The sequence below is a fragment of the Thalassospira sp. A40-3 genome (assembly GCF_015871485.1).
Lineage (GTDB): Bacteria > Pseudomonadota > Alphaproteobacteria > Rhodospirillales > Thalassospiraceae > Thalassospira > Thalassospira tepidiphila.
The window spans coordinates 917,746-942,875 of record NZ_CP065428.1; the positions used below are offsets into that span (position 1 = coordinate 917,746).

18 protein-coding genes are annotated in these 25,130 nt (G+C 54.8%); 8 read left to right on the forward strand and 10 right to left on the reverse strand.

What is annotated here, in order from left to right; genetic code table 11:
• Positions 1-11 precede the first annotated feature (11 nt).
• The 7 genes from IT893_RS04145 to IT893_RS04175 all read right to left on the reverse strand — a co-directional run bounded on the left by IT893_RS04145 (position 12) and on the right by IT893_RS04175 (position 11,332).
• Positions 12-2,612: a hypothetical protein gene (locus IT893_RS04145; RefSeq protein WP_197146914.1), complete on the reverse strand. Its 2,601-nt coding sequence runs from the start codon at positions 2,610-2,612 to the stop codon at positions 12-14.
• A gap of 37 nt (positions 2,613-2,649) precedes the next feature.
• Positions 2,650-4,578, reverse strand: coding sequence for a hypothetical protein (locus IT893_RS04150; RefSeq protein WP_197146915.1), 1,929 nt, complete (start codon positions 4,576-4,578; stop codon positions 2,650-2,652).
• Between the two features lie 95 nt (positions 4,579-4,673).
• On the reverse strand, positions 4,674-7,226 hold the full coding sequence (locus IT893_RS04155; RefSeq protein ID WP_197146916.1) for a tectonin domain-containing protein: 2,553 nt from the start codon (positions 7,224-7,226) through the stop codon (positions 4,674-4,676).
• Positions 7,227-7,652: 426 nt separating this feature from the next.
• On the reverse strand, positions 7,653-8,633 hold the full coding sequence (locus IT893_RS04160) for a helix-turn-helix transcriptional regulator (protein ID WP_197146917.1): 981 nt from the start codon (positions 8,631-8,633) through the stop codon (positions 7,653-7,655).
• 265 nt (positions 8,634-8,898) lie between these two features.
• Positions 8,899-9,888: a hypothetical protein gene (locus tag IT893_RS04165; RefSeq protein WP_197146918.1), complete on the reverse strand. Its 990-nt coding sequence runs from the start codon at positions 9,886-9,888 to the stop codon at positions 8,899-8,901.
• Positions 9,889-10,007: 119 nt separating this feature from the next.
• Positions 10,008-10,793 (reverse strand): zf-HC2 domain-containing protein, encoded by a 786-nt coding sequence (locus IT893_RS04170; RefSeq protein WP_197146919.1) that lies wholly within the window; start codon positions 10,791-10,793, stop codon positions 10,008-10,010.
• On the reverse strand, positions 10,790-11,332 hold the full coding sequence (locus IT893_RS04175; RefSeq protein WP_197146920.1) for a sigma-70 family RNA polymerase sigma factor: 543 nt from the start codon (positions 11,330-11,332) through the stop codon (positions 10,790-10,792). The genes IT893_RS04170 and IT893_RS04175 overlap by 4 nt, the downstream gene beginning before the upstream one ends.
• 181 nt (positions 11,333-11,513) lie before the next feature.
• Here IT893_RS04175 and IT893_RS04180 point away from each other — a divergent pair, with 181 nt between their 5' ends.
• A complete protein-coding gene (locus IT893_RS04180) occupies positions 11,514-12,386 on the forward strand; it encodes a hypothetical protein (protein WP_197146921.1) in 873 nt (290 codons plus the stop codon).
• Positions 12,387-12,582: 196 nt separating this feature from the next.
• Here IT893_RS04180 and IT893_RS04185 read toward each other — a convergent pair whose 3' ends face one another.
• A complete protein-coding gene (locus IT893_RS04185; protein ID WP_063087614.1) occupies positions 12,583-13,797 on the reverse strand; it encodes an NADP-dependent isocitrate dehydrogenase in 1,215 nt (404 codons plus the stop codon).
• A gap of 419 nt (positions 13,798-14,216) precedes the next feature.
• Between IT893_RS04185 and IT893_RS04190 the strand changes: the two genes are divergently transcribed.
• Positions 14,217-14,390, forward strand: coding sequence for a hypothetical protein (locus tag IT893_RS04190; RefSeq protein WP_167351223.1), 174 nt, complete (start codon positions 14,217-14,219; stop codon positions 14,388-14,390).
• An 83-nt stretch (positions 14,391-14,473) separates the two neighbouring features.
• On the opposite strand, the gene IT893_RS04195 is transcribed toward IT893_RS04190, so the two are convergent.
• The gene (locus IT893_RS04195) at positions 14,474-15,115 is read right to left on the reverse strand and encodes a TetR/AcrR family transcriptional regulator (RefSeq protein ID WP_197146922.1); all 642 of its coding nucleotides are present in this window, start codon (positions 15,113-15,115) and stop codon (positions 14,474-14,476) included.
• 93 nt (positions 15,116-15,208) lie between these two features.
• Here IT893_RS04195 and IT893_RS04200 point away from each other — a divergent pair, with 93 nt between their 5' ends.
• From IT893_RS04200 to IT893_RS04225, 6 genes are all read left to right on the forward strand, one after another.
• Entirely contained in the window at positions 15,209-16,312 is a 1,104-nt protein-coding gene (locus IT893_RS04200) for an HlyD family secretion protein (protein ID WP_197146923.1), read from the forward strand.
• Entirely contained in the window at positions 16,312-17,892 is a 1,581-nt protein-coding gene (locus IT893_RS04205; RefSeq protein ID WP_197146924.1) for a DHA2 family efflux MFS transporter permease subunit, read from the forward strand. The genes IT893_RS04200 and IT893_RS04205 overlap by 1 nt, the downstream gene beginning before the upstream one ends.
• Positions 17,893-18,211: 319 nt before the next feature.
• Positions 18,212-19,798, forward strand: coding sequence for an arylsulfatase (locus IT893_RS04210; RefSeq protein WP_197146925.1), 1,587 nt, complete (start codon positions 18,212-18,214; stop codon positions 19,796-19,798).
• 1 nt (position 19,799) lies between these two features.
• Positions 19,800-20,810 (forward strand): formylglycine-generating enzyme family protein, encoded by a 1,011-nt coding sequence (locus IT893_RS04215; RefSeq protein ID WP_197146926.1) that lies wholly within the window; start codon positions 19,800-19,802, stop codon positions 20,808-20,810.
• A 178-nt stretch (positions 20,811-20,988) separates the two neighbouring features.
• Positions 20,989-21,750, forward strand: a complete 762-nt coding sequence (locus IT893_RS04220) for a transporter (protein ID WP_245227915.1) — start codon at positions 20,989-20,991, stop codon at positions 21,748-21,750.
• Between the two features lie 118 nt (positions 21,751-21,868).
• Positions 21,869-23,779, forward strand: coding sequence for an autotransporter outer membrane beta-barrel domain-containing protein (locus IT893_RS04225; RefSeq protein ID WP_197146927.1), 1,911 nt, complete (start codon positions 21,869-21,871; stop codon positions 23,777-23,779).
• 77 nt (positions 23,780-23,856) lie between these two features.
• On the opposite strand, the gene IT893_RS04230 is transcribed toward IT893_RS04225, so the two are convergent.
• The gene (locus tag IT893_RS04230) at positions 23,857-24,927 is read right to left on the reverse strand and encodes a cytochrome-c peroxidase (RefSeq protein ID WP_064781722.1); all 1,071 of its coding nucleotides are present in this window, start codon (positions 24,925-24,927) and stop codon (positions 23,857-23,859) included.
• Positions 24,928-25,130: the final 203 nt, after the last annotated feature.

Here is a 25,130-nt window from a genome sequence, read left to right on the forward strand (position 1 = left end):
GCGAATGAAACCTAATCCTTGGCGCGTTTAACGTCGGTACCGGAACTGGTATTCGTGATCCAGGGACGGCCATCTGACAACACATCCACCATGTTCGCAGTTACGTTGTTAACCTTGTCAAACGAACCGTTTGTCGCATTCCATTTTTTCAAAGCGTATGCACTGTTTTCGAATACGGTGACATAGACACTACCATCCGTCCCCGCACCTATGTCTTCGACGGTTACACTTTGACCCAACGGGCGGTTTTCAAACCTTGTGCCGGTGTACTGCTGAACAATGTTATTGTTGTCCGCGATCCACAAATCACCTGCACGGCCAACAGCCGCCTTGCGCACGTCGTCATTGCTGAATTTGGCAAAGGCATTGGTTCCGGGTTTAAGGTGATAAAGCTTGCCGCTGATGACGACATAAACCGTGCCATCCGGACCAATCGATATATTTTGAATGTTGCCCGACGTTACCGAATAGGTCCGCTGGATCGTGCCCGTTGATGACAGCTTATAGATCGAGTTCGAACTGTTTCCGTTTGTCCAGATGCTGCCATCAGTCGCAACATCAAACTTCTCGACATTCTGGTTAAAGGACAGAGAGACTTGTTCGAGCTTCTTGGTCTTGGTGTTGAACTTCTGGAACTGGTTTGCTCCCTGATCTGAGGGCGTGCCATACAGGTAGAAACCATCATCCTGTCCGACGGCAATTTCATCAATCGTATTGAGGTCCGCGGTGAATGTTTCAAAAGTTATGTTTTTTGAAAACGTAAAGGCACTCGGGGATGTAACATCCACAACAGCCGCGGTATCGCCACTGCCGGTGGTATCCCCGACGGTTGAGGCCGCAACAAGGCGATCATTCTGTTCGTCACGCTCAAAGAACTTTGATGCAAGCACAACAGTGTCAGTTGTAACAACCCAGGGATAGCCATTGGGGCCGACCGCGACGCTTTCCGGGGTGTGACCCGGTGTTTGAACGACTTCAAAGGTTTTGCCATCCGCAGCCAACCGCATCAGGAATTGATTGGCGGAAACAACATAAACGCTGCCATCCGGACCGATCGAGATGCTCTTGGCCTTTTGCGATAAAACCTCGCACGGTGATTGTTCGCACTGCTGGACAAGGTTGTCAGACCGAATTGTCCATGGGGTTCCGTCCGGGTCGACTGCAACCAAGATGCCCTGACCGGGAATGCGATCAAACCGCGTCATGGCGTCATTAAGTTTGGATAGGCTTCCGCTGGCATCGGCAATGACAACCGATCCATTCCCGCCAATCGCAATGTCTGAACCGGTTGCACCCGGTATTTGCTTCCACAGTTTTCCGGTATGACGGAATACCCGGCCCAAGGTGGAAATGCCCCACGGGTCGCCATTTGCATCAACGGCCAAACGCACCAGTGTTCCCGGAAAATCTTCAAGCCGTTTGCGACGGTTGGACCAGCGGAAAACACTTCCGGCCGCGTTCAAAGCAAACACACTTCCATCCCGACCGATTGCCAAAGCCGTGGCGTTCTCGCGGGTGTTGGTAAAGGTAATGTCCTCGGTCGTTGTTACCGTCGTCGGATCAAGACCGGCATCTTCCCCGGTTGACGGGGCCACGGTTCGGCTGGTGCCTTGCGCACCAGCATCTGTACTTGGTGTAACAGGTGACGCGGTTGCGCCAGTTGCCACCGCGACTGGTGCCGTTGACGGTGCTGCTTGTGCCGCGGGTGGTGCAACAGCTGCTGCTGGTGGCAGGGGCGGGGCTGTGACATCCGGGGCAATTGCCGCGGGCGCACTATCAACAGGGGCGACAGCATCGGGCGCGCGAATTTCCGGTGCCCGGCCTTCTTCGGTTTTGATTTTTTCCGGTGCAACCAGCAATGTCGTTGCCATGATGGCACCACCGGCGACAACCGCCCACGGTCCACCATCGGGTGTGACGGCGGTGGCTGTCGCACCACTGATACCGGCGACAATACGCCAACTGCGTTGTGTTGCATTCCATGCCCTGATCTGACCTTCGGCATCGACAATTACAACCGTATCGTTACCGGCAATGGCAATGTCGAGGGCGCGACCCGGCATGGTGGTCCAGGTCTTTCCGTCATAGGACCGAATGCCGCCATCGCGCGCCACCGCCCATGGATTTCCCGTCCTGTCGAGTGCAATGCGATACGCACTGCCGTCGATCGGCCGCCATTCACTGCGCAAGGGGTACCATTTTTTGATTTCACCACTGACTTTGGTAATAAAGACATTGCCCTGCGTATCGGCGGCAACATCGGCAACGTCGGTGTCCTTGTTTTCCCACCACAACCCGTTATAGCGATAAACCACGCCGTCGGCGCTGATTGCCCAGGGGCGATTTCCCTCGGCTGCGGAAATGCGCACAAAATTGCCCGACATTTTGCGCCAACGTTGTTCTATCGCATCCCAGCGCCACGGCGTGCCATTCGGGGCAACGGCATAGGCCTGCCCGTCACTGTTGATCGAGATGTCAACAGCCGTGCCGGGCAAACGGGTCCAGTTTGATGATGGGGCGCTGTCTTGCGCATGTGCGCCGGTGATCGGATGAACTGTCGTAAAGGCAACACAGTACAAAACCAGACAGAACCGCATGATGAGCGGTCTCATTGGACGACTTCGCATCGCAGTCTCCGAATACAAAAAGCTATAGACCAAGCAACCGGTCACGCACCATCGCGATATGTTGCTGGCCATTTTCGTCGTTCTGCCAAGACTGAATTTTCACATCTCCATTCCTGAACTCTTCGAAGAATTCGCGCCCCTGAAGCTTTTCAATGACTTCGCTGAAGGTTGCGCGCGGCGTAAACCAATCCTTGTGACGGTTTTCCAGACGTTCAATGTCCCGTTCAAGATCCGACATTTCTTCGATCATGGTGTCACGGTCTTCCTGAGCCCGACGGGCATAAAGCGGACGGCGTGGCGTCATCAGGATCAATACAGATCGTTCGAACTGGCGTTCAATGCGCTGTGAGAACAACAAATTGACAATCGGTATATCCATCAAGCCCGGTACGCCATCGGCTGATTTGGATGTTTCACGCTCACTGAGGCCACCCAAAACAAGCGTCTCGCCAAACTTCATGGTGACGGTCGAATTAACATTGGTTTTGGTGGTATCGAGACGGAATTCAAACACAACCGAATTGGACGGGTCGGTCAGGAAGGTACGTTCCGCGACCACGTGCAAGCGGATCATGTCATCGGGCAGTATTTCCGGCGTGACAGCCAGTTTGACACCAACCTCTTTTTGCACCGAAACGCTGTCACCATTGCCGCCGGAAACGGCCGCAGCCAAAATTTCCGTGCCCGAGAAGAATTCCGACGTTTGCCCGGTCTGGGCCACCAAGCTTGGCTTGGCCAGGACCTGATTGTCGGCATCGGCGGAGTTGGCAATATTGAGCGAATACGTCACGGCAGGAATACTGATGGCCCGGGTAATTGTTTGCGTACTTTGTTCCAGCCCGGTGTTCAGATAATCCTTGGTCCGTGTTGATTCATAGCCAAATCCGGACGTTCCGCTGAGCGGGTCGCCAAACTGCAACTGCAACCCGTTCAACAGGTTGATGCCGCGCGAATTACGGACATCTTCCTGTGTGCCGATCAGGACCACATCCACGACCACCATGCCGGTATCTGCAAAGCCCTGTTGTGCAGGGTTTGCCGCACCATATGGATCCTGCTGCTGAGCGGCATAGGGATCCGGGGCTGCTGCTGCGCCGTAAGGATTGCTGGAACCGTAAGGATCTTGGGCGCCGTATGGATTTGCCGAGCCATAAGGATCACTGCTGCCATAGGGATCATTTCCATACTGCGCCAGCATGACCTTGGCGTCACTGTCATAAAATGACTGCCACCCTTGAACGCGGCGTTCGAGATATTCGATGTTTTCCGGTCCCAGAACCGCCTTGCGATAGGCTGCCAAAAATGCCGACGCGCCTGTACGGTCATCCATTGCTGTCAAAGACAATGCCGCAGCTTTGAGCACTTCGGGCTGTTGTTTGGCCTCGGGTGCCACATCCATCAAACGTTTTAACGCGGCTTCCGCCGTTAGGGGATCACGCGCGTAGTATGACGCCGAAGCCAGACTATACAGTACCGCCGGGTCGTCGCCGCGATGAAGGGCGACCGCGGCAAAATAGGCCTGCGCAAGGCCATAGCGCCGTTGGTCCATATACAAAAGGCCCAACTGGTAACTGGCCGACAGGTTGCCCGGATCGAATTTAAGCGCCTGTTTGTAGCCTTGCTCTGCCAGATCAAACTTGCTGGCGTCGCCCTGCACCCCCATCAGGTGGTAGGTCAAGCCATTGAGAAACTGCAAATCCGGATTGGTAACATCAAGCTTCAAGGCCAGATTGATCAAGCGTGATGCTTCATCCATTTCCTGGGCTTCGAGGGCCAGATTACTTGCGTTCACCAGTTCCGAAACAGCATCCGCCTCGACCCCGGAATTAACAACAAACTGATTGTCCGTTTTGGTTGGTGTGTTGTTCAAAGACAGTGTTTGGCACCCTGCCAAAGTTACCAAGGCATAAACCGCAACCGTGCTGCGAAGAGACGTCATAAACAACCGCATCAAATACCTATTCCTGATGTTCCTTGTGCACGCTAGGTGCATAAATTCGGCGTGCGGGCGGGTTGGGGCCCCGATGAGCCCCAACCCGTGACGGGCTACTGCATTTGATAGATTTTATTGTTTTTGGTCAGCCGCCATACCTGACCATCGCCAGCACCAATCGCACTAGAGTCCGGCTCGTCTGCAATCGGATCCCAGTCTTGCTTGGCGCCATTAAACAGGTAGGTTTTGCCGTCCGTGCCAATGATCAACGCCGCACCCGGGATATCGACCGCGATATCAACGGCCGCGCCCGGAAGCTTTTGCCACTTCTTGTTGTTGTCATGGACAAAGATATCGCCATTTTTGTTTACGACCCACGGTCGACCATTCTGATCAATGTCGATACGTTTTGCCGTTCCCGGAAGTTTTTGCCAGCGGTTCCCATTCCGGACATGGATGGTGTTGTCAACGGCGGTAATCCAAACCCCGTTGGCACTGGCGCCAATATCTTGTGCCGCCGGGCCGGGGATTTGCCGCCATTTTGTTCCTGATTGGGCAAATATCAGGCCCGCATCATTGACGACCCATGCGTCTTTATCTGAAACAGCGATACGGACTGCCGCACCGGCCATTTTGATCCATCTTTTTGCTGTCTTGGCGCGCTTGAAGATTTCATAGCCACCGCCAGCTTTGCTTACACCGATGACATAGGTGGTTCCATCCGTGCCGATCGCAACATCGGTGGCGTCTCCCGGGATCAAGTCCCAATTCGTTGCACGACCAGCAGCGCCGACTGTACCGGTCGATTCAATCTGGCTTAACGTGATCGTGTCATTTCTAGTGTTATTTTGGCCGCCATCAATGACAGTATCGATTTCGAAGTTGCCGACAACAACATTGCCGTTGTCCAACGTCACGCTGTGATCGCCGGCACCCGTTGCCTTCTCAGCCGGCATCAATTGTGCCCAGGTCTGTGTGTTCGGCTTGATGGTCTCCTGGGTCATGAGCCCCCAGTTCATCAACACCTCGGTCCGCCCGTTATCAGTCAGTAGAAGGCGGGATAAGTTTACGGGCTTTTTTGAGTTCGCGAGGGCGTCAGTGATGATGGACTCTTGTTTGATCTGATCCAGAGCGATATCGGTTCCGATGCTGGCTACAATCGAGCTTGCGGACAAAATAATCATTGTCGGCGCCATAAAGGCCATAGAGGTGGTGCCAATACTAGTCGTCGTTACCGTTATTCTCATTGTTTCTTTCATCCCCTGCACCAAGTGGGGAAAAATTGCTTGGCCAACCGTTCCCACCGCTTTGGCGACGGACGTTGATACAAGCGTTGCGCTCCCAAGCCCTACATATGCGACGACAACCGCAGCGCCCGGCGCAAGCAACATGATATCGCCTACCTGGTCTTCCATTTGTGGCGGACGAACACCAATATCATTGGGATTCAAGCCGGTTGACCTGCCCGGACGCGCTACCTTCAAGCCGCGTTCCCAGCTTTGCCAGACGCCTTGCATTTCTTTCGCGACCAAAAGCCGGGACTGCTGAACGTATACAGCCAAATAATTCAATAAATCGCGTTCAGCTTTGGTCTTTGCCCCTCTTTTGATCACGTTGAAAACATGCATATAAACGGCCGCCTTCAGGATCGCCGATTCCTCGGGTTCCGTCAGGATCAGGTTCCAAGCTTCGGTTTTTAGCTCGTCTGCTTTGGCTTTATTGAGTCCGGCAGCTGCGATGTAATTGCTGATGCTTTCATCGATAAGCGTACGGTCCTTAATTACCTCGGCAACGATCTCATGGGCGCCAGGCAGACCGAACAACCCATTGGGTGTACGTCTTGCGGGTTCCCAACGCATGGTAAGGTATTCACAAGCCTGACTGGTCTTAACGCCATAAACCGACCGGACCGAATTCACCGGGCATGACCAGCATGTCCCGCCGTCGATGAAGTCGAAATATTCGCCAGCTTTACAGGTCAGCGCAGTTATTTTTTCTGCAGCCACCAGGCTTTCATTGCGGAAACAGGCATTGTGCGCGCTGACCGCAGCCGCCGTACGGCGATATCCGTCAGGACAGGTATAACAACTGCCATTCAGATCCGGGAACGAACCTTCTGGGCAAACCCGATCAATGAATTCTGCCCGACGTGCCGATTCAAAGATTTTACCGCAAGCATCCCATTCATTCACGGCTGACAAGGTGCGGTCAAATCCGGCTGGGCATGACCAACATTCACCGCCATTACGAAGATCTTTGAACGAGCCAGAAGGGCAGGATTTGTGTGCGCCGACGCGGGTTGCGCGTTTATATTCTGCTGAAATCTGCTTTGAACATGCCTTTTGCGTGTCCACCGCAAAACCGGTTCGGTTGTAACCGCTTGGACATGAGAAACAGGACCAGGTGCCGATGTCGAAGAAGGACCCCCGTGGGCATTCACCAACCGCCTTGCCTGTTTTGGTTGCCGATGCAAAGCCGCAAGCCCCCAAAAGGGTGTTTGTGCGCAAATCCATTGCGCCACAAATGGCATGGCCACCTTCTGTGAAGGCAGCTTGCGTCTGCTGCGCCTTTACCTCTGAAGTGCTTGCCAGAATACTGATGAACCCTGCAATCAGGACGATCAACGCCCGCCAGAGTATGTAGCCAGACTTAATACGGCTTCCCATCGATCTTTCCTCAACCAAACAACGCTTGTTATGTAAATTTTCCGCCCACCTGCCATTCAGCAGGCAGGTTCACTGCGCACATCCCACGAGGTGTGCCGCGTGGACTGCGTTGGGGATGAGAAGAAGTATAAAAATCGTAACCGCTTGCCTTGCAGCCGATCAATCAGCGACACACCAAGTCTCTTTAGAGCAAGGCCAACGCTTTGATTGTCGTTGGGTGGACAGTCCTGACCAATTTCAGGACTGTCCTGTTATCAGAGTGTTCCCCCACTCTCCATCATGTCTGAAAACAAAGGCATGACGGCCCATTCCCCGCACGGAGAATTGAGCAGCGACGACGATAAGGATACATGTAATTGGATGGTGTGGTACGTTTGCTGCGCTTACTGGATACTGAGGGCGCTTTTCGGATACCGGAGGCGAATATCAGCCGTGTTTGCGGATTGTCTCAGATGGAAGTTCGCCGAATTCCCGATGATAGTCCTGCGCAAATCGGCCCATATGGGTGAAGCCCCATTGCCTTGCGATTTCAGAGACCGTTTTTCCGTATGGTTCCGCCATCAAAATGGCCCGGACGCGTTTCAAACGCACAACACGTAAATAAGCCATCGGCGTGATGCCAAAGGCGTCCATGAAACCTTTTTGCAGCCCGCGATAGCCGCATCCGGCCGCAGCCGAAATATCGGCAAGTCCCAGTTTCTTGTAGGCATGGGCGTGAATGTAATCACGTGCACGTTTAATGTAATAGGGCACAACTTCGGTGACGGTGCGGCCATTCACAATGTCCTGATAACTGTTGGGCAACAGGCTCAGACATTGTGCGACCAGGATGTCTTTCATCTGGGTCGTGACGATCGGGTTATGCAATTCACGCAAAGGCCCGTCGAGCGCCTCGGCGACATAGTGGACTGTATTGCAGAAAACGTTCCAGCCTGGTGTGGTGGGATCAATCACAGGGTCGAACCGCAATCCATTTAATTCAACATCTTCGCCAACCACCGAACGTGTGTAGTTTTTGAGTTTGTCTTTCGATAAACGAAGGACAAAGGCGCTAAAGTTATCTTCTGTGGCGCTGACCGGTGCGGCCAAATCGCGCATGAACCCGGCATTGGGGAAGAATTCCAGTTCTTGCCCGCAATGCTGCGCAACACCCGCACCAGACGTGACAATATATAACAGCAGGCCATCGTCATCCTCTTCGGAGGATTCGACCGTCAGTCTTGAATTTCCGAATGCGACATGCATCAGACTGATGTCATCACACTCCACGGCGGCGACGCGGGCGTTAAACTCTGCGTTGTGCCCTTTGACATCCAGATCGTGTCGTGACGCAAGGTTTTTGATCGACTCCCGGACCTCATCAAGGTCGCCCGAAGATAGTATCGTGTGATTTTGCAGATAGGTCATTGCCGTCCCCCCGACGTGCATACCCGGAAAATTGTCCATTCGGCGGATCATGGAGCCCTGTGGGCGTCTGTTCCCGGCAAATGAAGACAAACAGATGATACGCGCTCGTCGTAGGATAATCTATTGCTGATTGAGATATCGGGGGCAGTGGGCCTTGGCGATCGTTCGGGAAAAAAATCAGCAAGTAAAAAAATCCCCCGCCAAAATATGGGCGGGGGAATTCCGGGTTCGCAGTTTTGACTTTTATCCAGCCAGCCTGTTCAGGTCATTGCGTGGCCAGATCCGGTACATCATCTTCAAGTACCCAGCCATCATTCGTGCGACAGGCTGATTTGATTTGGCTGCTGGTGCGGTTGCGTGCGGTGAGTTCCTGGCGATAGGTCCTGCACCAGATGCCTTTGTCCGTCTGCACGGTTTTGAGCGGGGTCACCGCGATATCAAGCGCACCGATGGATGCTGTCTTCGCATCGCCGGAATTATTGGTTTCAAGCGACTGCTGAACTGTTTTTGCCAAAAGGTCCTGTGCGGATTTTGCAATTTTTGCCGGGGCAGGGCCATATGTCACCAGTTCTTCGCTGTGATCTTCGCCGGAATTCCATGAACGGTCACGTTTGACATAAAAGCCGATCTCCGGCGCGTACCACCATTTGGTCGTCTGCATCCACCACTGTTTGTAATAGCGTGAACACTCGATAACATAGGTGTCAAACGTATCTGCGGGCACCTCGACCGTTTCAGTTGCGGGTACCGTGCAGGTCAGCCACTGGTCATATTCGTTTACTTTCCCGGTGACGGGATCGGTATTGGATGACCGGGTTGAAATACGAACGTGGTCGCCATATTCCAACGGCCAGATATCTTCCGAGCCAGCCTTGAGCGTCGTAGAACCGGATCGTTTCTGATCCTCTTCATCGGTGTAGGACCAGTCAAGGATCGGGCCGGTGAAATCGCGGGTCATTTCGAAAAGATAGTCACCGCCACCATTCCAGACGATCCGATCCCCCTTGATATCGGCGACATAAATGGCGCGTCCACCGTCATAGACAAAGGCATCGCCAATGCCAAATTCAGGCAAGGATGCGGGCGGAAGGGCCGGGCCGGTATTCTCGGTCTTTTCGGCATATTCGCCCAGACCGTCATTGAGGCTGTTTAATGAATCTTCGAAACTTTCAAGCGTTTGGCACGCTCCGAGCAATGAAAGGCTTAAAACGCAAGAAAGCGCCAAAAACGGGCGCTGGTAGTTCGGCAAATTCATTGTTCTGATCCTGCTTATTCATTTTGTCAGGTCGTTAACGTCCTGGTTCTTATTGCTTGGTTGTTACGGTTGAAAAAACACCGACAGCGACGAGGAGCCCCTCATCGCTGTCGATTTACTCAAAGCTTTTGTTTGGGCAGTGTGTCGTCAGAGCTGCCAAGGTCTGGCAGGTCGACGCCCGGGATCAGTCGGTAAACTGTTTCCCACTGGCCATCCTCTGTGCGGCAAGCCCGACCAAAGAACCCGTCGGGGCCACTTTCAACGCGGTCTGTCGGGAACGTGACGTGATATTCCCGGCAGAAACGCGTCCCCTGACGGAAGGTTCTGAGCGGTTCGATCTTGATGGTGCCGCCACTGTTTTCCGTTGCCCCCAGCGAGACCTGGCGAATATCGCCGCTCAGCGTTTCTTCCAGCGTCTTGCTGATTTGTTCATCAAGCAAAGGGTTGTTGACGGGCGAATAGGAAAACATTTGTGCATCGTTAGATACCAGGGTGCCAACAGCCGCATCACGGGTGTTTTCGTTAAACCAGTTGCCGCCAACAAACGCCAGCAGGACCGCGGCCGCCGCACCAATACCGGTCCAGATCGGCGTATTGTTGTTTGCAACGGTGCGCGGGCGCGCATCGACGTCGCTTTTGCTAACGAAGTGTTTTGCCGGTGTCTTTTTCTGATCAAGGATATCTTCGATGTCCTGAGACAGCTGGGGATAAACCCGATCTGCCAGAAGGCGTTCAGACTGATTGCGCAGAACGACCGTTTGTCCCGCCATGATATTGAACTGGCGGGTCATGGCCGGGCATTTGGCAATTCTGTCTTCCAGCTCGCGACATTCTGTCGGGGCCAGTTCGCCATCAATATAGGCGGACAGCAAAACGTAGTCGCGGTCTTCAAGTTGTTTGCTCATGACGAACCTCTGTAAATGCTGTCTTGGTCTCTTGTCTCGCCGTCATCATCATGCAGGGTTGCAAGTGTTCTTCTGGCTCTGGCGACGCGGCTCATGACCGTGCCGTCAGGAACGCCCAGAATGTCGCCGGCTTCGCGATAGCTGTATCCTTCGATCAGGACCAGTGTCAGGGCGGCGCGCTGTTCCTCGGCAAGGGACGCAAGTGCTGCCTGCAAAAACATTCTGTCGGTGCCACCGTGATTTATGCCTGGAACGGCACTGTCACGTGCATCTTCAAACGAAACCACATTTCCCTGGCGTTGATCGCGGCGCTTTTCGTCAATCCAGCTTGTCTGGATGATGCGGTAAAGCCAGCTATCAAGCCGTGTGCCTTGCTCGAACTGTTCGATCCGTTCAACCGCCTTTGCATATGCCGTTTGCACCAAATCCTCTGCCGCGACAGCATCGCGCGTCAGCGATCGCGCAAACCGCAATGCGCGCGGCAGAAGATCTGCAAGCTCTTGTCTTAAAGCAGTGTCCAAACTAGACGTCCCATTCATGATCGCAGGCGCAATTTTTCAGTCTTGTTGAACATATAACGACGGGGCCTTCGTGTTTCTTCCCTCGGCCGCGAAAAAAATATTGTGAAAAATAATTTCGACAGCCGGGAAGAAAATTCGAACCCCGTGCGTTGTCCTCCCAAATGAACGCGAAATTCACTGCAAGGAAGTGGAGCTGACAATGTTGACCAATAAGAAGAAAAGTCTGCGCAGCAGGATTACGACAGCGGGCATTCTCGGGTTTGGCGCCTTTGCGTTGGTGGTGACCCCCCTCTCGCTTGACCTTTCACAGTTTGACGTCGCAGGCAAAAGTGCCTTTGCGCAAGGTCAAGGTAATGGCGGCGGCAACGGCGGCGGTAATGGCAACGGCGGCGGTAATGGCGGCGGCAACGGTGGTGGCAATGGCGGCCCCGGTGGCGGTAACGGAAATGATGGCCCTGGCGGCGGTAACGGTGGCGGCAATGGCGGCGGAAATGGCCGCAGCGGCCCGGACGGCCCGGGGAACAGTGGTAACGCCGGTGGTGGCAATGGCGGCGGCAAAGGTAATGGTGCCGAAGCACAAGGCAAAGGTGCAGCTGCGCGTTCCAATGCCAAGGGTCTGGGTATGCAGGCCGGGGGCGTTGGACGTGGTGCATCCTCTGCAAGAGAAGGTGTCACTGGTGAAAAAGGCATGCCGCCGGGTATTGCAAATGCACCGGGGCTTGCTGGGGCTTTGCCGCCGGGGATCCAGCGGGTGTTTGGCGCGCCGACCGGTCCGGATGTCGATCCGGATGTCGAACGCGACATTATTACCAAGGGCTGGAAAGAGCTGACCGGGCCTGGCGCAGGTGATGACAGTGATACGCCAGATGATGGCGAGCCGGATACCGGTGATACCGGGGATACGGGTGATACAGGCGACACAGGTGACACCGGTGACACTGGAGATACTGGAGATACGGGTGACACCACAGGTGAGACAGGTGACGCCGGAGATACAGGTGACACGGGTGGTGACACCGGTGACGGAGCAGATAGTGGTGACACCGCCGATACTGGTGACACTGCTGCTTAAGACATCCCAGTTCAAAGCAGCTGATCCTGCTTTGACCGCCGCGGCCTGAGCCTGGGCCGTAGCAACTTGCAGCCCCGCCTGGCCCCCCGCCGGCGGGGTTCTTTTTGTTCGAATTTCAGTATTGATAAAAGAAAACCCCTGCCGATTTTCCGACAGGGGTTTTCCTGATTGGCAAACTGCCGCTTGATCAGATGGATCAGGCCATTGCAGCTTTCAGACCTTCGTCCAGTTTGTCGAGGAACTGGTTGGTGGTCAGCCATTTCTGGTTCGGGCCGATCAGCAGTGCCAGATCCTTGGTCATGAAGCCGGCTTCGACAGTGTCGACGCAGACTTTCTCAAGGGTTTCAGCAAACTTGACGACTTCCGGGGTATCGTCGAATTCACCACGGTACTTAAGACCCTGGGACCAAGCAAAGATCGACGCAATCGGGTTGGTCGAGGTTTCTTTGCCCTGCTGGTGCTGACGATAGTGACGGGTCACGGTGCCGTGGGCGGCTTCTGCTTCGACGGTCTGCCCATCCGGGGTCATCAGAACAGAGGTCATCAGACCGAGCGAGCCAAAGCCCTGTGCAACGGTGTCGGACTGAACGTCGCCGTCATAGTTCTTACAAGCCCAAACGAAACCACCGTTCCATTTCATCGCACATGCAACCATGTCGTCGATCAGGCGGTGTTCGTAGGTGATGCCAGCTGCTTCGAACTTGTCTTTGAATTCTTCCTGGAAGACTTCTTCGAACAGGTCCTTGAAGCGGCCGTCATAGGCTTTCATGATGGTGTTCTTGGTCGACAGGTAAACCGGCCAACCGAGCGACAGACCATAGTTCATGCAAGCACGTGCAAAGCCCTTGATGCTGTCATCAAGGTTGTACATCGACATGGCAACGCCCGAAGACGGGAAGTCGAAGACTTCGTGTTCAATGGGCTCGCCGCCGTCTGCCGGCTGGAATTTGATGGTCAGTTTACCTGCGCCCGGAACCTTGAAGTCGGTCGCACGGTACTGGTCACCAAATGCGTGACGGCCGATAACGATCGGCTGGGTCCAACCCGGAACCAGACGCGGAACGTTCGAGCAGATGATCGGCTGACGGAAAACGGTACCGCCAATGATGTTACGGATGGTGCCGTTCGGCGACTTCCACATCTTTTTCAGGCCGAATTCTTCAACGCGCTGCTCATCGGGGGTGATGGTCGCGCATTTAACACCAACGCGGTGTTCCTTGATGGCATTTGCTGCATCAATGGTGATCTGGTCGTCGGTCTCGTCACGTTTCTGAACCGAAAGATCGTAGTATTTCAGGTCAATGTCGAGATACGGCAGGATCAGTTTGTTTTTGATGAAGTCCCAGATGATCCGGGTCATCTCATCGCCATCAAGCTCGACGACTGGATTCTTAACTTTAATCTTGCTCATAGAATACTCCCTTGCTGGCCGCGGCCGACATGCAGCGCGGCTGCCATTCAAGATGGTTAAATCTCTGTCTTCCGGCGCGCGAGGGAGCGCCCTGGCCGCGTCGGGAGCCCGCAACATACAGGAAGCCACCAGAAAATCAAAGAGGGCTGGAATACAACAATGTGATGAGGGCTGCAAAACCCGGAAATCCGGGCATTTCGATCAGGTGAATTGGCGATTTTTGTTGCCAAAAAGATCAATAATCCTGATCGTTTAGGCGAATTTGACGACAAGTTCGAAAAAACTGTCTATCGGCCTCGCAGAGTTGATTTTTCTGATCCTGATCAATGACCAGTTGATCCGTTAGCCGATATTGTGACCGTATTGCCGGTGGATGGGGGAGACTCCGATTTCCGGGGCGCCATCAAAGGGGAACTGTCATGAACTTGGCAAGTGAAAACATCATTGTCCTGATCATCTGCGTTGTCGGCTTTTGCCTGCTTGGTTTCGGCTTTACCAATCGTGATCGCAACTGGGGTGTTGCGATGATGTGGGTTGGCGTTCTGACCATGCTGGGACCGATTGCCTGGCGGCTGTTGACGCTGTTTGCGTAACAGGCTTTGCCTGGGTGTGCCAAACGGGGCAGGGGATGTTATTCGCCAAGTCGCAGCATGGATTGCGGGCCTCAACGGCTAACTCAGGAAGTCATTTTTTCCGGATCTAGCCCGTGGCCACGCAGGAACATATCGACCGCTGCAATCACATGGCTGCGCAGATCTTTTTCCTGCGGTTCCCAATCGATATAGGACATTTGCCGGATATCGTAGTCCGCCTTGATCAGGCTGGAAAAGAACACCGCAGCTTGCCACGGGTTGCCTTTGGGAAAGTTGCCCTCGTCCATCTGACGTTCGAAATAAGACGCAATGTATCGACGCCCCGTCATCAGTCCGCTTTCATAAAAGACCTTTCCCAGTTTCGGGAAGCGGGGCACTTCGGCCAGAAACAGGCGCATATACCGGATGGTGTCGGGCATGGTCAGAAGCGTCATCAGCGTTTCGCCGTAATGGATCAGGGCCGCGCGGAGCGGCAAGTCCGACATTTCAAGGTCGCTCATGACGGATGTGATTCGCCCGGTGCAATCGCGAATGACGGCTTCGAACACGCCATCCTTATTCCCGAACAGCTCATAGATCGTTCGGCGTGATCCGCCGGCCTCGGCCGTGATCATTTCAAGCGTCGTGCCTGCAAGTCCATGTTCGCAAAACAATTCCCGCGCCGTTGCGATGATAGCTTCGCGGCGTTTTACGGTTCTGGGATCAATCTTCTTGGTGTCTTGCACAGGGGATTCCGATTCCGGACTTGACGTTTGGTACTGAGTAGTACCATAAATAGACAAATGGTACTGATCAATACCAAAAGGAAAAATCAGGCAATGAGTGTGAAAAAGATCATTCTGCCCCTGATCGCAGCGGCGATTATTGGTGGCGGTGGATATTACGGGTTCTATTGGGTGACCGAAGGTCAGTACCATGAAAGTACCGACAACGCGTATCTTCAGGCTGACGAAGTTGCAGTATCGCCCAAGGTGTCAGGCTATGTTGGCGATTTGCGGGTGGCCGAAAACCAGCCGGTGCGCAAAGGCGACCTTTTGCTGACCATCCGGGATGAGGATTTCCGCCTTGAACTGGCCAAGGCCGAGGCGGCCCTTGAAGCACGCCGCTCGGCTGTCGGCACCATGGAACAACAGATTACCCTTCAGGAAGCCGCAATCAATCAGGCCGCGGCCAACGTTGATATCGCGCGGGTCGAGTTGGAACGCACCAGCGATGATTTCAAGCGCTATGACGATCTGGTCAAAAAGGGTGCGGCCAGCCGCCAGAAATTCGATTACGCTAAGGCCGATCGTCAAACCGCGCAGGCGGAGGTGGCGGCTGCCAACGCGACATTGGCCGTCGAAAAGGGTCGTCTTGGTGTTTTGCGTGCCCAGAAGATCGAGGCGGAGCGGGCTGTAAAACAGGCCGAAGCCGCACGTGATCTGGCGCAACAGGCGATTGATGATACCAGGATTTTTGCGCCGTTTGATGGCGTGGTTGGCAATCGGTCGGTTCAGACCGGTGCATTGGTCCAGCCGGGTGAACAGCTTTTGGTGCTGGTGCCTCTGCCGGGTACCTATATCGTGGCCAATTTCAAGGAAACCCAGATCAGCCACATGGCACCGGGGCAGAAGGTTGCGGTTGAAGTTGATGCCTTCCCGGATGCCGAGATTGTTGGCCATATTGCAAGTTTTGCCCCGGCAACCGGTGCGCAATTCAGTCTGCTGCCCCCGGAAAATGCCACCGGCAACTTCACCAAAATTACCCAGCGTATCCCGGTTCGCATCGAACTTGATGACAGCAAATGGGCCAATGCACTGCGACCGGGGCTGTCGGTGGTGGTCAATGTTGATACCCGCAATGCCAGTGGCGAAGAAGAAATCGCCGGTGTTGGTCTTGCGCAAGGGATCGTCCCGACGGCGGAACTTTCGGAGCTTAACTGATGGCAGCCGTCAGCCCGACAACAGCGCCGCAATCCGAAACGCGCCCGATGGAAACCGCCCAGTTTGTCGGCTGGGTGGCGATGGTTGTCGGCATGTTTCTGGCGATCCTTGATATTCAGATTGTCGCAAGTTCGCTTGAAAACATTCAGGCGGGATTGTCGGCAAGCCCCGACGAGATCGGCTGGGTCCAGACCAGTTATCTGATTGCCGAAGTGGTGATGATCCCGCTGTCGGGGTTCCTGTCGCGCCTGATGTCAACGCGCTGGCTTTTCGTGATTTCTGCAATTGGCTTTACCGTGATGTCGGTGGCGTCTGCCTTTGCCTGGTCGATTGAAAGCATGATCTGGTTTCGCGCCATGCAGGGGTTTTTGGGCGGGGCGATGATCCCGACCGTGTTTGCCACGACCTATATCATTTTCCCGCCTGACAAACGCAATGCCGCCTCGGTGATGACCGGGTTGATTGCGACCATGGCACCAACCATCGGCCCGACCCTTGGCGGGTTCTTGACCCAGTCACTGTCTTGGCACTGGCTGTTTTTGATCAACGTTATTCCGGGTCTTGTGATTGCCGCCGTTGTCGCCATGACCTTGCGCGTGGATCGCGGGGATATCGGCCTGCTTAAGGGATTTGATCTGCGCGGGCTTTTGTCGATGGCGGTGTTTTTGGGCAGCCTTGAATATGTCCTTGATGAAGGGCCCAAGGATGACTGGTTTGATGAAACTGCGATCATCTATGGCACCATCACATGCGCACTTGCCGGGATCTATTTCTTCTGGCGGATGTTTACCTATGACAAGCCGATTGTGGATCTGAAATCCTTTGCCGATCGCAATTTCACCATGGGCTGCGTGTTCAGCTTTACCCTTGGTGTCGGGCTTTATGGCAGTGTTTATCTGATGCCGCTGATGCTGGGACGCGTGCGCGGTTATGACAGTCTTGAAATCGGGATTGTCATGGCGGTGACCGGTATCACCCAGTTCCTGTCAGCCCCGATTGCCGGGAAGATGACGGCGAAATATCCGCCGCGCGTGGTGCTGGGCATCGGGCTTGCGTTGTTTGCCACGGGTCTTGCCATGCATGGCTTTAACACCAGCGAGGTTTCGTTTAACGAGCTGATCTGGCCGCAGGTCGTGCGTGGTGCCGCACTGATGTTTTGCATGTTGCCGGTGACCAATCTGGCACTGGGCACCTTGCCACCCGAAAAGATCAAAAATGCCAGTGGGCTTTATAATCTAATGCGGAACCTTGGCGGGGCGATTGGCATGGCGGCGATCAATACGCTGCTTGATAAGCGGATCGATTATCATTTCTCGATCCTGTCCGATCACATCAACCCGGCCAGCATGGCGTTCAAGGATTATCTTGCCACACTTACCGCACGGTTTGGCGAGATGGGCCTTGCCGATCCGCATGCCGCAGCAATGAAATTCATCGTCAATATCGTCAACCGTGAAGCCTCAATCATATCGTTCAACGATGTCTATCTTGCGATGGCGGCGGCCTTTCTGATTGCCTTCCTTTTGCTGCCTCTTGCCAAGCCGCCCCGTGCTGAGCCAGGCATGGATGCCGCGCATTAAAGGTTATTGAACAGGCGCGCCAAGGACACAAGAACAAGGTCGCACACAGTTCCCCCCCGACCCCGGCAAGCATATGCTTGCGTGCGACCTTACCGGCCCCTGCATCGCAGGGGCCGGTTCCTTATGGCGATGCGCATGTGTGTCCTATTTCACAAACAAGTTATTCAACCCAAAGTTTTTATGGGGTACTATCAGTACCTCAAAGCAAGCCTCACAGGTTTACGCGCAACCCGGGTTTCGTGCGATGTGCCTTCATTGGATCCCCCGGAAATTCTCTTGCCGACATTGCTTGTGAAAGCGCGAAGGATAGGAGCAGATAATGAAGACGTTTCTGGTAGCGGCGGTGGCGGCGGTTTCCCTGAATTTCATCTGGTCTCCAGCATCTGCGCAGGACGTGGAAAGGCCCAATATCCTTGTGATCTGGGGCGATGACATCGGGTGGCAAAACCTGTCTTCCTATGGGCTGGGCACCATGGGGTACACGACCCCCAATATTGACCGGATCGCCAATGAAGGCATTCGGTTTACCGACCACTATGCACAACCGAGCTGCACGGCCGGGCGTGCGGCCTTTATTACCGGGCAATATCCGATCCGGTCGGGCATGACGACGGTTGGCCAACCGGGCGCGGTCCTTGGCCTGCAAAAAGAAAGCCCGACACTGGCGGAGCTTCTGAAAGAAGAGGGCTATCGCACCGGACAGTTTGGCAAGAACCATCTGGGCGACCGCAACGAACATCTGCCGACCGTTCACGGCTTTGACGAGTTCTTTGGCAATCTTTATCACCTCAACACGCAGGAAGAAGCCGAGCAGCGCGACTATCAACGCTTTGCCGAGCAGTTTGCCGGATCGCTTGAGGAATATGACGCGCGCTTTGGCACCCGCGGGGTGTTGCACAGCTTTGCCACCGAAGAGGACAACGGTACGGTCGATCCGCGCTTTGGCCGGGTTGGCAAACAGATCATTCAGGACACCGGTCCACTCACCCAGGAACGGATGAAAGATTTTGACGGGGCGGAAATCATCCCGGCCGCGATCAATTTCATGACGGCTGCCAAGGATGCCAACGAGCCATTCTTTGTCTGGCTGAATACCAGCCGCATGCACCTTTACACCCGCCTGAATGACCAGTGGCGTTACGCCGCCGAGGAATACACATCCGAGGCCGATTATCACGGCAGCGGCATGTTGCAGCATGACCATGATATCGGGGGTGTGCTTGATTGGCTTGATGCGCAGGGTTTGGCGGAAAACACCATCGTCTGGTATTCGACCGATAATGGGCCTGAGCATGCATCCTGGCCGCATGGTGCGACGACCCCGTTCCGCGGCGAGAAAATGACCACCTATGAAGGTGGTGTGCGGGTGCCGTCCATGATCCGCTGGCCGGGTAAACTTCCCGAAGACAAAATACTGAACGGTATTCAGGGCCATCAGGACATGTTCACATCCCTTGCCGTTGCCGCGGGGATTGATGATCCTGCCGAACGTGTGATGGAAGAAAAAAACCAGTATATCGATGGGGTGAACAACCTGCCGTACTGGCAGGGTGAAACCGACCAGTCGGCACGCGATCACATCTTCTATTATTTCGAAAGCCAGCTGACGGCTGTGCGCGTCGGACCCTGGAAACTGCACTTCGCGCTTAAGGAAGATTACTACGACAACATGACGCCGCGGAACTTCCCGATGATCTTCAATCTGCGGATGGATCCGTTCGAAAGCTACAGCAGCATTGATTCCTATGGCCACCTTGCCCAGAAGGTTTCGTGGTTGATGCAGCCTGTCAGTGTGCTGATGACCCAGCATCTTCAAACACTTGGTGAATATCCGCCTGTGCAGGGCGGGGCATCGTTTGACATGTCGAACATGGTGCAGGATTTCCTTGCCAAGGGACGCCAATAGGATGAAGGGACTGACGGTCTTCGGGAGATACATTTGTCCGGGCAATCTCCCGATCCTGTCTTTGGCGGTCGCAGGGCTTTTTGCAGCACCGGCCGCCAGTGCAACAGACCTGCCTGAGTTTGTTGAACTGTCGGGTGGCACCTTCCTGATGGGGGAAGACCGCATTTATCGGGAAGAAACCGAAATCCATCAGGTGACGGTTTCGCCATTTGCGATCAGCCGAACTGAAATCACCAATGCGCAGTTTCGCGAATTTGTCGAAGAAACCGGATATGTGACGTCCGTGGAAAAGCCGCTTGATCCGGCGGATTATCCTGGTGTGCCCGAGGAACTGCTTCAACCCGGATCGATGGTTTTTGCCCAACCCGCAGGTGCTGTGGATATGGGGGATATCGGAAACTGGTGGCGGTATGTCGCCGGGGCAAACTGGCAACATCCAACCGGACCCGACAGTAACATCGATGGCTTGGATGATCATCCGGTAACACAGGTGTCCATCGAAGATGCGCGTGCCTATGCCAAATGGGCCGGTGGCAGGCTTGCGACCGAAGCCGAATGGGAATTCGCAGCGCGCGGTGGCTTGTCGCGCAAGGCCTATGTCTGGGGCGACACATATGACCCCGCCCAAGGCTGGAAAGCCAATAGTTGGCAAGGCCAGTTCCCGACGGACGATCTGGCCGATGACGGTTATCATGGAACTGCACCCGTCGGGCAATTTACGGCAAATGGATATGGTCTTTACGACATGGCCGGGAATGTCTGGGAACATGTCAATGACTGGTGGGTGCCGGGCCATCCAAACACTGCCCAGACGGACCCAAGCGGCCCGCCGATGAAGCTTGCCGTACGTTTTGCCAGCAGTGCAACCGGCCCGATGACCGTTGTTAAAGGTGGTTCATGGTTGTGCGCGCCAAATTTCTGCCTGCGGTATCGCCCGGCGGCCCGACAACCGGCCGAGGGGCATATCGGTTCCAACCATATCGGCTTTCGCATCGTCAGGGATATCCAATGATCCTCCCTTTAGTCTGATGGCGGATTTGTTGTCAGGAAATGCTGTTTGATCTGTGCATCGGTTGTCGCCGCGACATCCGCCCCATCAACTGAGAAAGGAACAGGCTATGCTTTTCGTAAGGTTTTTAAAATTTTGCGTCCGCCAGCGGGTCCTTGCCAGTGCAGTAGGGGGTGGCATCATGCTGATGCAGGTCCCGGCGGTTGCGCAAAGTGACAATTCCGATCTTGCCAAACAGTTGGCCAATCCGGTGGCCAATCTGATCAGCGTCCCGTTCCAGGGCAATTATGACAGCGGGTATGGATCGGCAGACGGGGAAAAATACCTGATCAATGTGCAACCGGTCATGCCGATGCGCTTGAATGATGACTGGAACCTGATTTCGCGCACCATTCTGCCGTTGGTGCACCAGAACGATATCAATGGCAATAGTGGCACCGATACCGGTATTGGCGATACGGTTCAAAGCTTCTTCTTCTCGCCGGTTAAACCCACCGAAAGTGGCCTGATCTGGGGTGTTGGTCCGGCATTGTTATTGCCGACAGCCAGTGAAAGCAGTCTTGGCGTTGATCAATGGGGTGCCGGGCCAACGGCGGTCGGTTTGTTTGCCGATGGTCCATGGACCTATGGCATGTTGACCAATCATATCTGGGGCGCGGACGAGGGGTCTGCTGCCTCGGCGACCAACGCCAGTTTTTTCCAGCCCTTTATCAATTACACCACGCCGAATGCCTGGACTTTCGCGCTGAATACCGAAAGCACCTATAACTGGACCGCCGAACAATGGTCGGTGCCGGTCAATGGCATCGTTTCCAAGCTGACCAGCATCGGCGATCAGAAAATCAGTGTCGGGGCAGGTGTCCGTTATTGGGTCGATAGTCCGGATGCGGGGCCCGATGGGTGGGGCGCGCGACTGATTTTGACATTCCTGTTTCCAAAATAACTGGTGGATATCAACACAGGTTCGGGACCGCTTTGAACAGCATAAAAGCGGTGCGTAATAGTCGGATCAAACCGACAGGTGCTGCGCGTGCAACTTGGATACCATGATGGGGGGTGATATGGGACGGTCAGTTGTTGGCCAGTTTGCTGGTCATTGGGCGATTGCAGGTGTTGGGGCGTTATTTGCAACGGCGTCGCTGTCGGAGGCGCGGGCTGCCAATTGTGCCGCAGATGGTGGGCTGATTTTTGTCGGGAAAACAGCTGATAATTCCAATTCAGTGTGGCTGTCAGGCACCAGTTCCGGGGCGTTTCGCCTTGATGCACAAGGGGCAACCAAGGATAGCTGGAATCAGGCGCGTCGCGGTTTACATCTTACATTGTCTGATGTTGTATCGACCGGCAATGGCGGCACGCACCATCTTTATGACAATAGCGGTGGGGGCTGTCTGCTTGATAGCCAGAACCAGAAAGGTGGGGTGAACCTGCCGCCGATCGGACGGTTGTTTCCTGATTTTCTGACACCCGAGGTGCCGACGGTTGTTGATCCGCCCGTGGCGATCAAGCCCCCGATCGGGATTTTGCCGCCCCAAACGATCACACCGGAAATCCCCATCGCCGTGATCCCGCCAATCGGTATCCTGCCACCGACCGGCATCACGCCCGAGGTTCCGATTGCTGTCAAACCGCCCATCGGCATTCTGCCGCCCGATCTGATTACGCCGGAACTCCCGATTGGTGTCACACCCCCCATCGGCACCCTGCCGCCAACCGGGATCACCCCGGAACTTCCCATCGACACAAAACCGCCCATCGGTGTGCTGCCCCCGGAGCCGATTACGCCGGAGCGCCCGATTGGTGTGACGCCGCCCATTGGCACCTTGCCGCCAACCGGGATTACGCCAGAACTTCCAATCGGCACAAAACCACCCATCGGGGTGCTGCCCCCGGAACCGATTACGCCTGAGGTTCCAGCAATCACCCCGCCATCGCCAAACGTGCCCGAAACAGTTGCCAATGCGCAGCTTTCAAAGCGCCCTGACGCATATCTTGCGGATAGTACCTGTGCGATCCTTGAAGGGAATGGGTATCTGTATCTCGATGAAAGCGGGGCGATCTTTACCGCACCCTGCACCTTGGTCCGACAGGGTGGGTATGAGGGGATCACGGTGGCATCCTTGCTTGAACAGTCGGACGTGCCATTGACGCCGGGGCGCGATTTCATTCGGGAACCCTTGTGGAACTTCTGGTCGGAAACGCGCGGCTTTTATGCCGAGGATCGTCGCCATAATCTTGATACCGAAGGGTACAGCGGTTCGTTCCTGTTCGGGGTTGATCGCGAAATTGCCGACGATACGGTTGCCGGTATTTCTGCGTCATTTGAAACCAGCGGGTCTGATGGATATGACGGTGGGCTGGAAACTGCGGCCTATGGCTTTTCGGTCGGGCCGTATTTTGCCCATCGGCTGTCGCCACAATGGGCGGTGCAGGGATCGCTTGGCTATATGTTGTTGCAAAACGATCTTGAGGTTGTCGTTCTTGAGGGGAATTACTTTTCCCATCAACTTTCCGCCGCGGCCGCGATCAACGGGCAGTATCGTTACGAAGAATGGTTCTTGCGCCCGCGCCTTGGTCTTTCCTATGCCGAAACCTTTGTCGAGGACTATGATCTGAGCGGTACGATCAACACCACACCGGTGACGGTCAATATCGGCTCGGATCATTTTGGCTATGGTTCTGCGGAAATATCGGGCGAGGCCAGCCGGTATGTCGATCTGGGTGACGATCTTCTTGGGATGCCCTATGGCGAGCTTGGGCTGCACATCGCACTTGATCGCCCCAATGACGGAAAAATCCTGTCGGGTGATCTGCGACTTGAAGACACATCGCCTGTGACCGGCACCATCCGCGGCGGGATGCGGTTTTTCTATGAGGACCGGATCGCCTTTGACGTCGGGGCCGGGTATCTCAGTATCGGGCAGAACGGGCTTGATATCTGGGAGGCAAAGGCACGGGTATCCTTTGCCTTTTGACGGTAACAAAAAATGCCCGCCACCCAAGGTGGGGTGACGGGCACCGGATCAACTTGATATTGCGCGCGGATGCAATATCAGTTGGCAATCATCGCGGCCGGTTTTGGCGTGTCCGTGCTGCTGACTGGAAGGATCGGGTAGGTGACCTGCGGTTCCTGACCTGTCAGGGTTTGAAGGAAGGCGGTGATCGCCTTGACTTCATCCTCAGACAGCTCGGTGCCCAGTTGTGAACTGCTCATGATCGCAACCGCCTGTTCCAGATCCCAGACCTTGCCAGAATGGAAATATGGCGCGGTCAGTGCGATATTACGCAACGGACCAGCCCTGAACACATAGTCATCGCTTGCGGTCTGGGTGACGGCAAAGCGGCCCTTGTCATCAGGCGGCAGGACTTCTGAGCCCGGCTTTTCAACAACACCGAACGGATAATAACCCGTACCACCGACATTCACTCCGTTGTGGCAGGATGCACAGCCGGTATCGATGAACAGTTCAAGACCGGTCATCTCGGTTTCGGTCATGATGGTGTCGTTGCCTTCAAGGAACTGGTCAAACCGGGATGCCGGGGTGATCAGGGTGGCCTCGAATGCCTCGATCGCCTTTGCCATGTTGTCAAAGGTCACAGGATCATCTTCGCCCGGGAATGCCGTTTTGAAATGATCGACATATTCCGGGATGGATTTTAGCACGGTGACAACACGTTCCGGCGTGCTGGCCATTTCAACACCGGCCTGAACCGGGCCTTTGGCCTGTGCCTTAAGGTCTTCGGCGCGACCATCCCAGAACTGGGCTTCGTTGAAGACGGCGTTCAGAACGGTTGGTGCGTTACGCGGGCCTTTCTGCCAGCCATGTCCGATGGAGGTTTCCAGATTGTCGTCCCCGCCCATGCCAAGGTTGTGGCAGGTGTTGCACGAAATGATCGCACTGGCCGACAGACGCGGTTCAAAGAACAGCATCTTGCCCAGTTCAACCTTTTCACGGGTGACGGCATTGCCTTCGATGGCGGGAACCATCGACGGAATGACTTCGAAATAGTCCAGCGCACTTTCACGAAGTTCGGCTGGTTCTGCCGCGATTGCCGCACCGCCAAGGGCACATGCCGCAACGGTGGACAGAAGGGCTTTGGAAAACAGGCGTCGGGATGTCATTTCTCTCTCCCATTTTTGGTGGTTCGGGTACTAGACCAAAAACGGGGTTGTAAAACCGTGACATACATCAACTTGTTAATTAAATAACGTTTTATATCAATGGTTTAAATTGAATTTCAATAATGAGAATTCGCAAATGTGCCTTGGCGATCCGTGCGGGCACAAAGAAAACGCCCGGGTGGGAGGCCCGGGCGTTTCAGCCT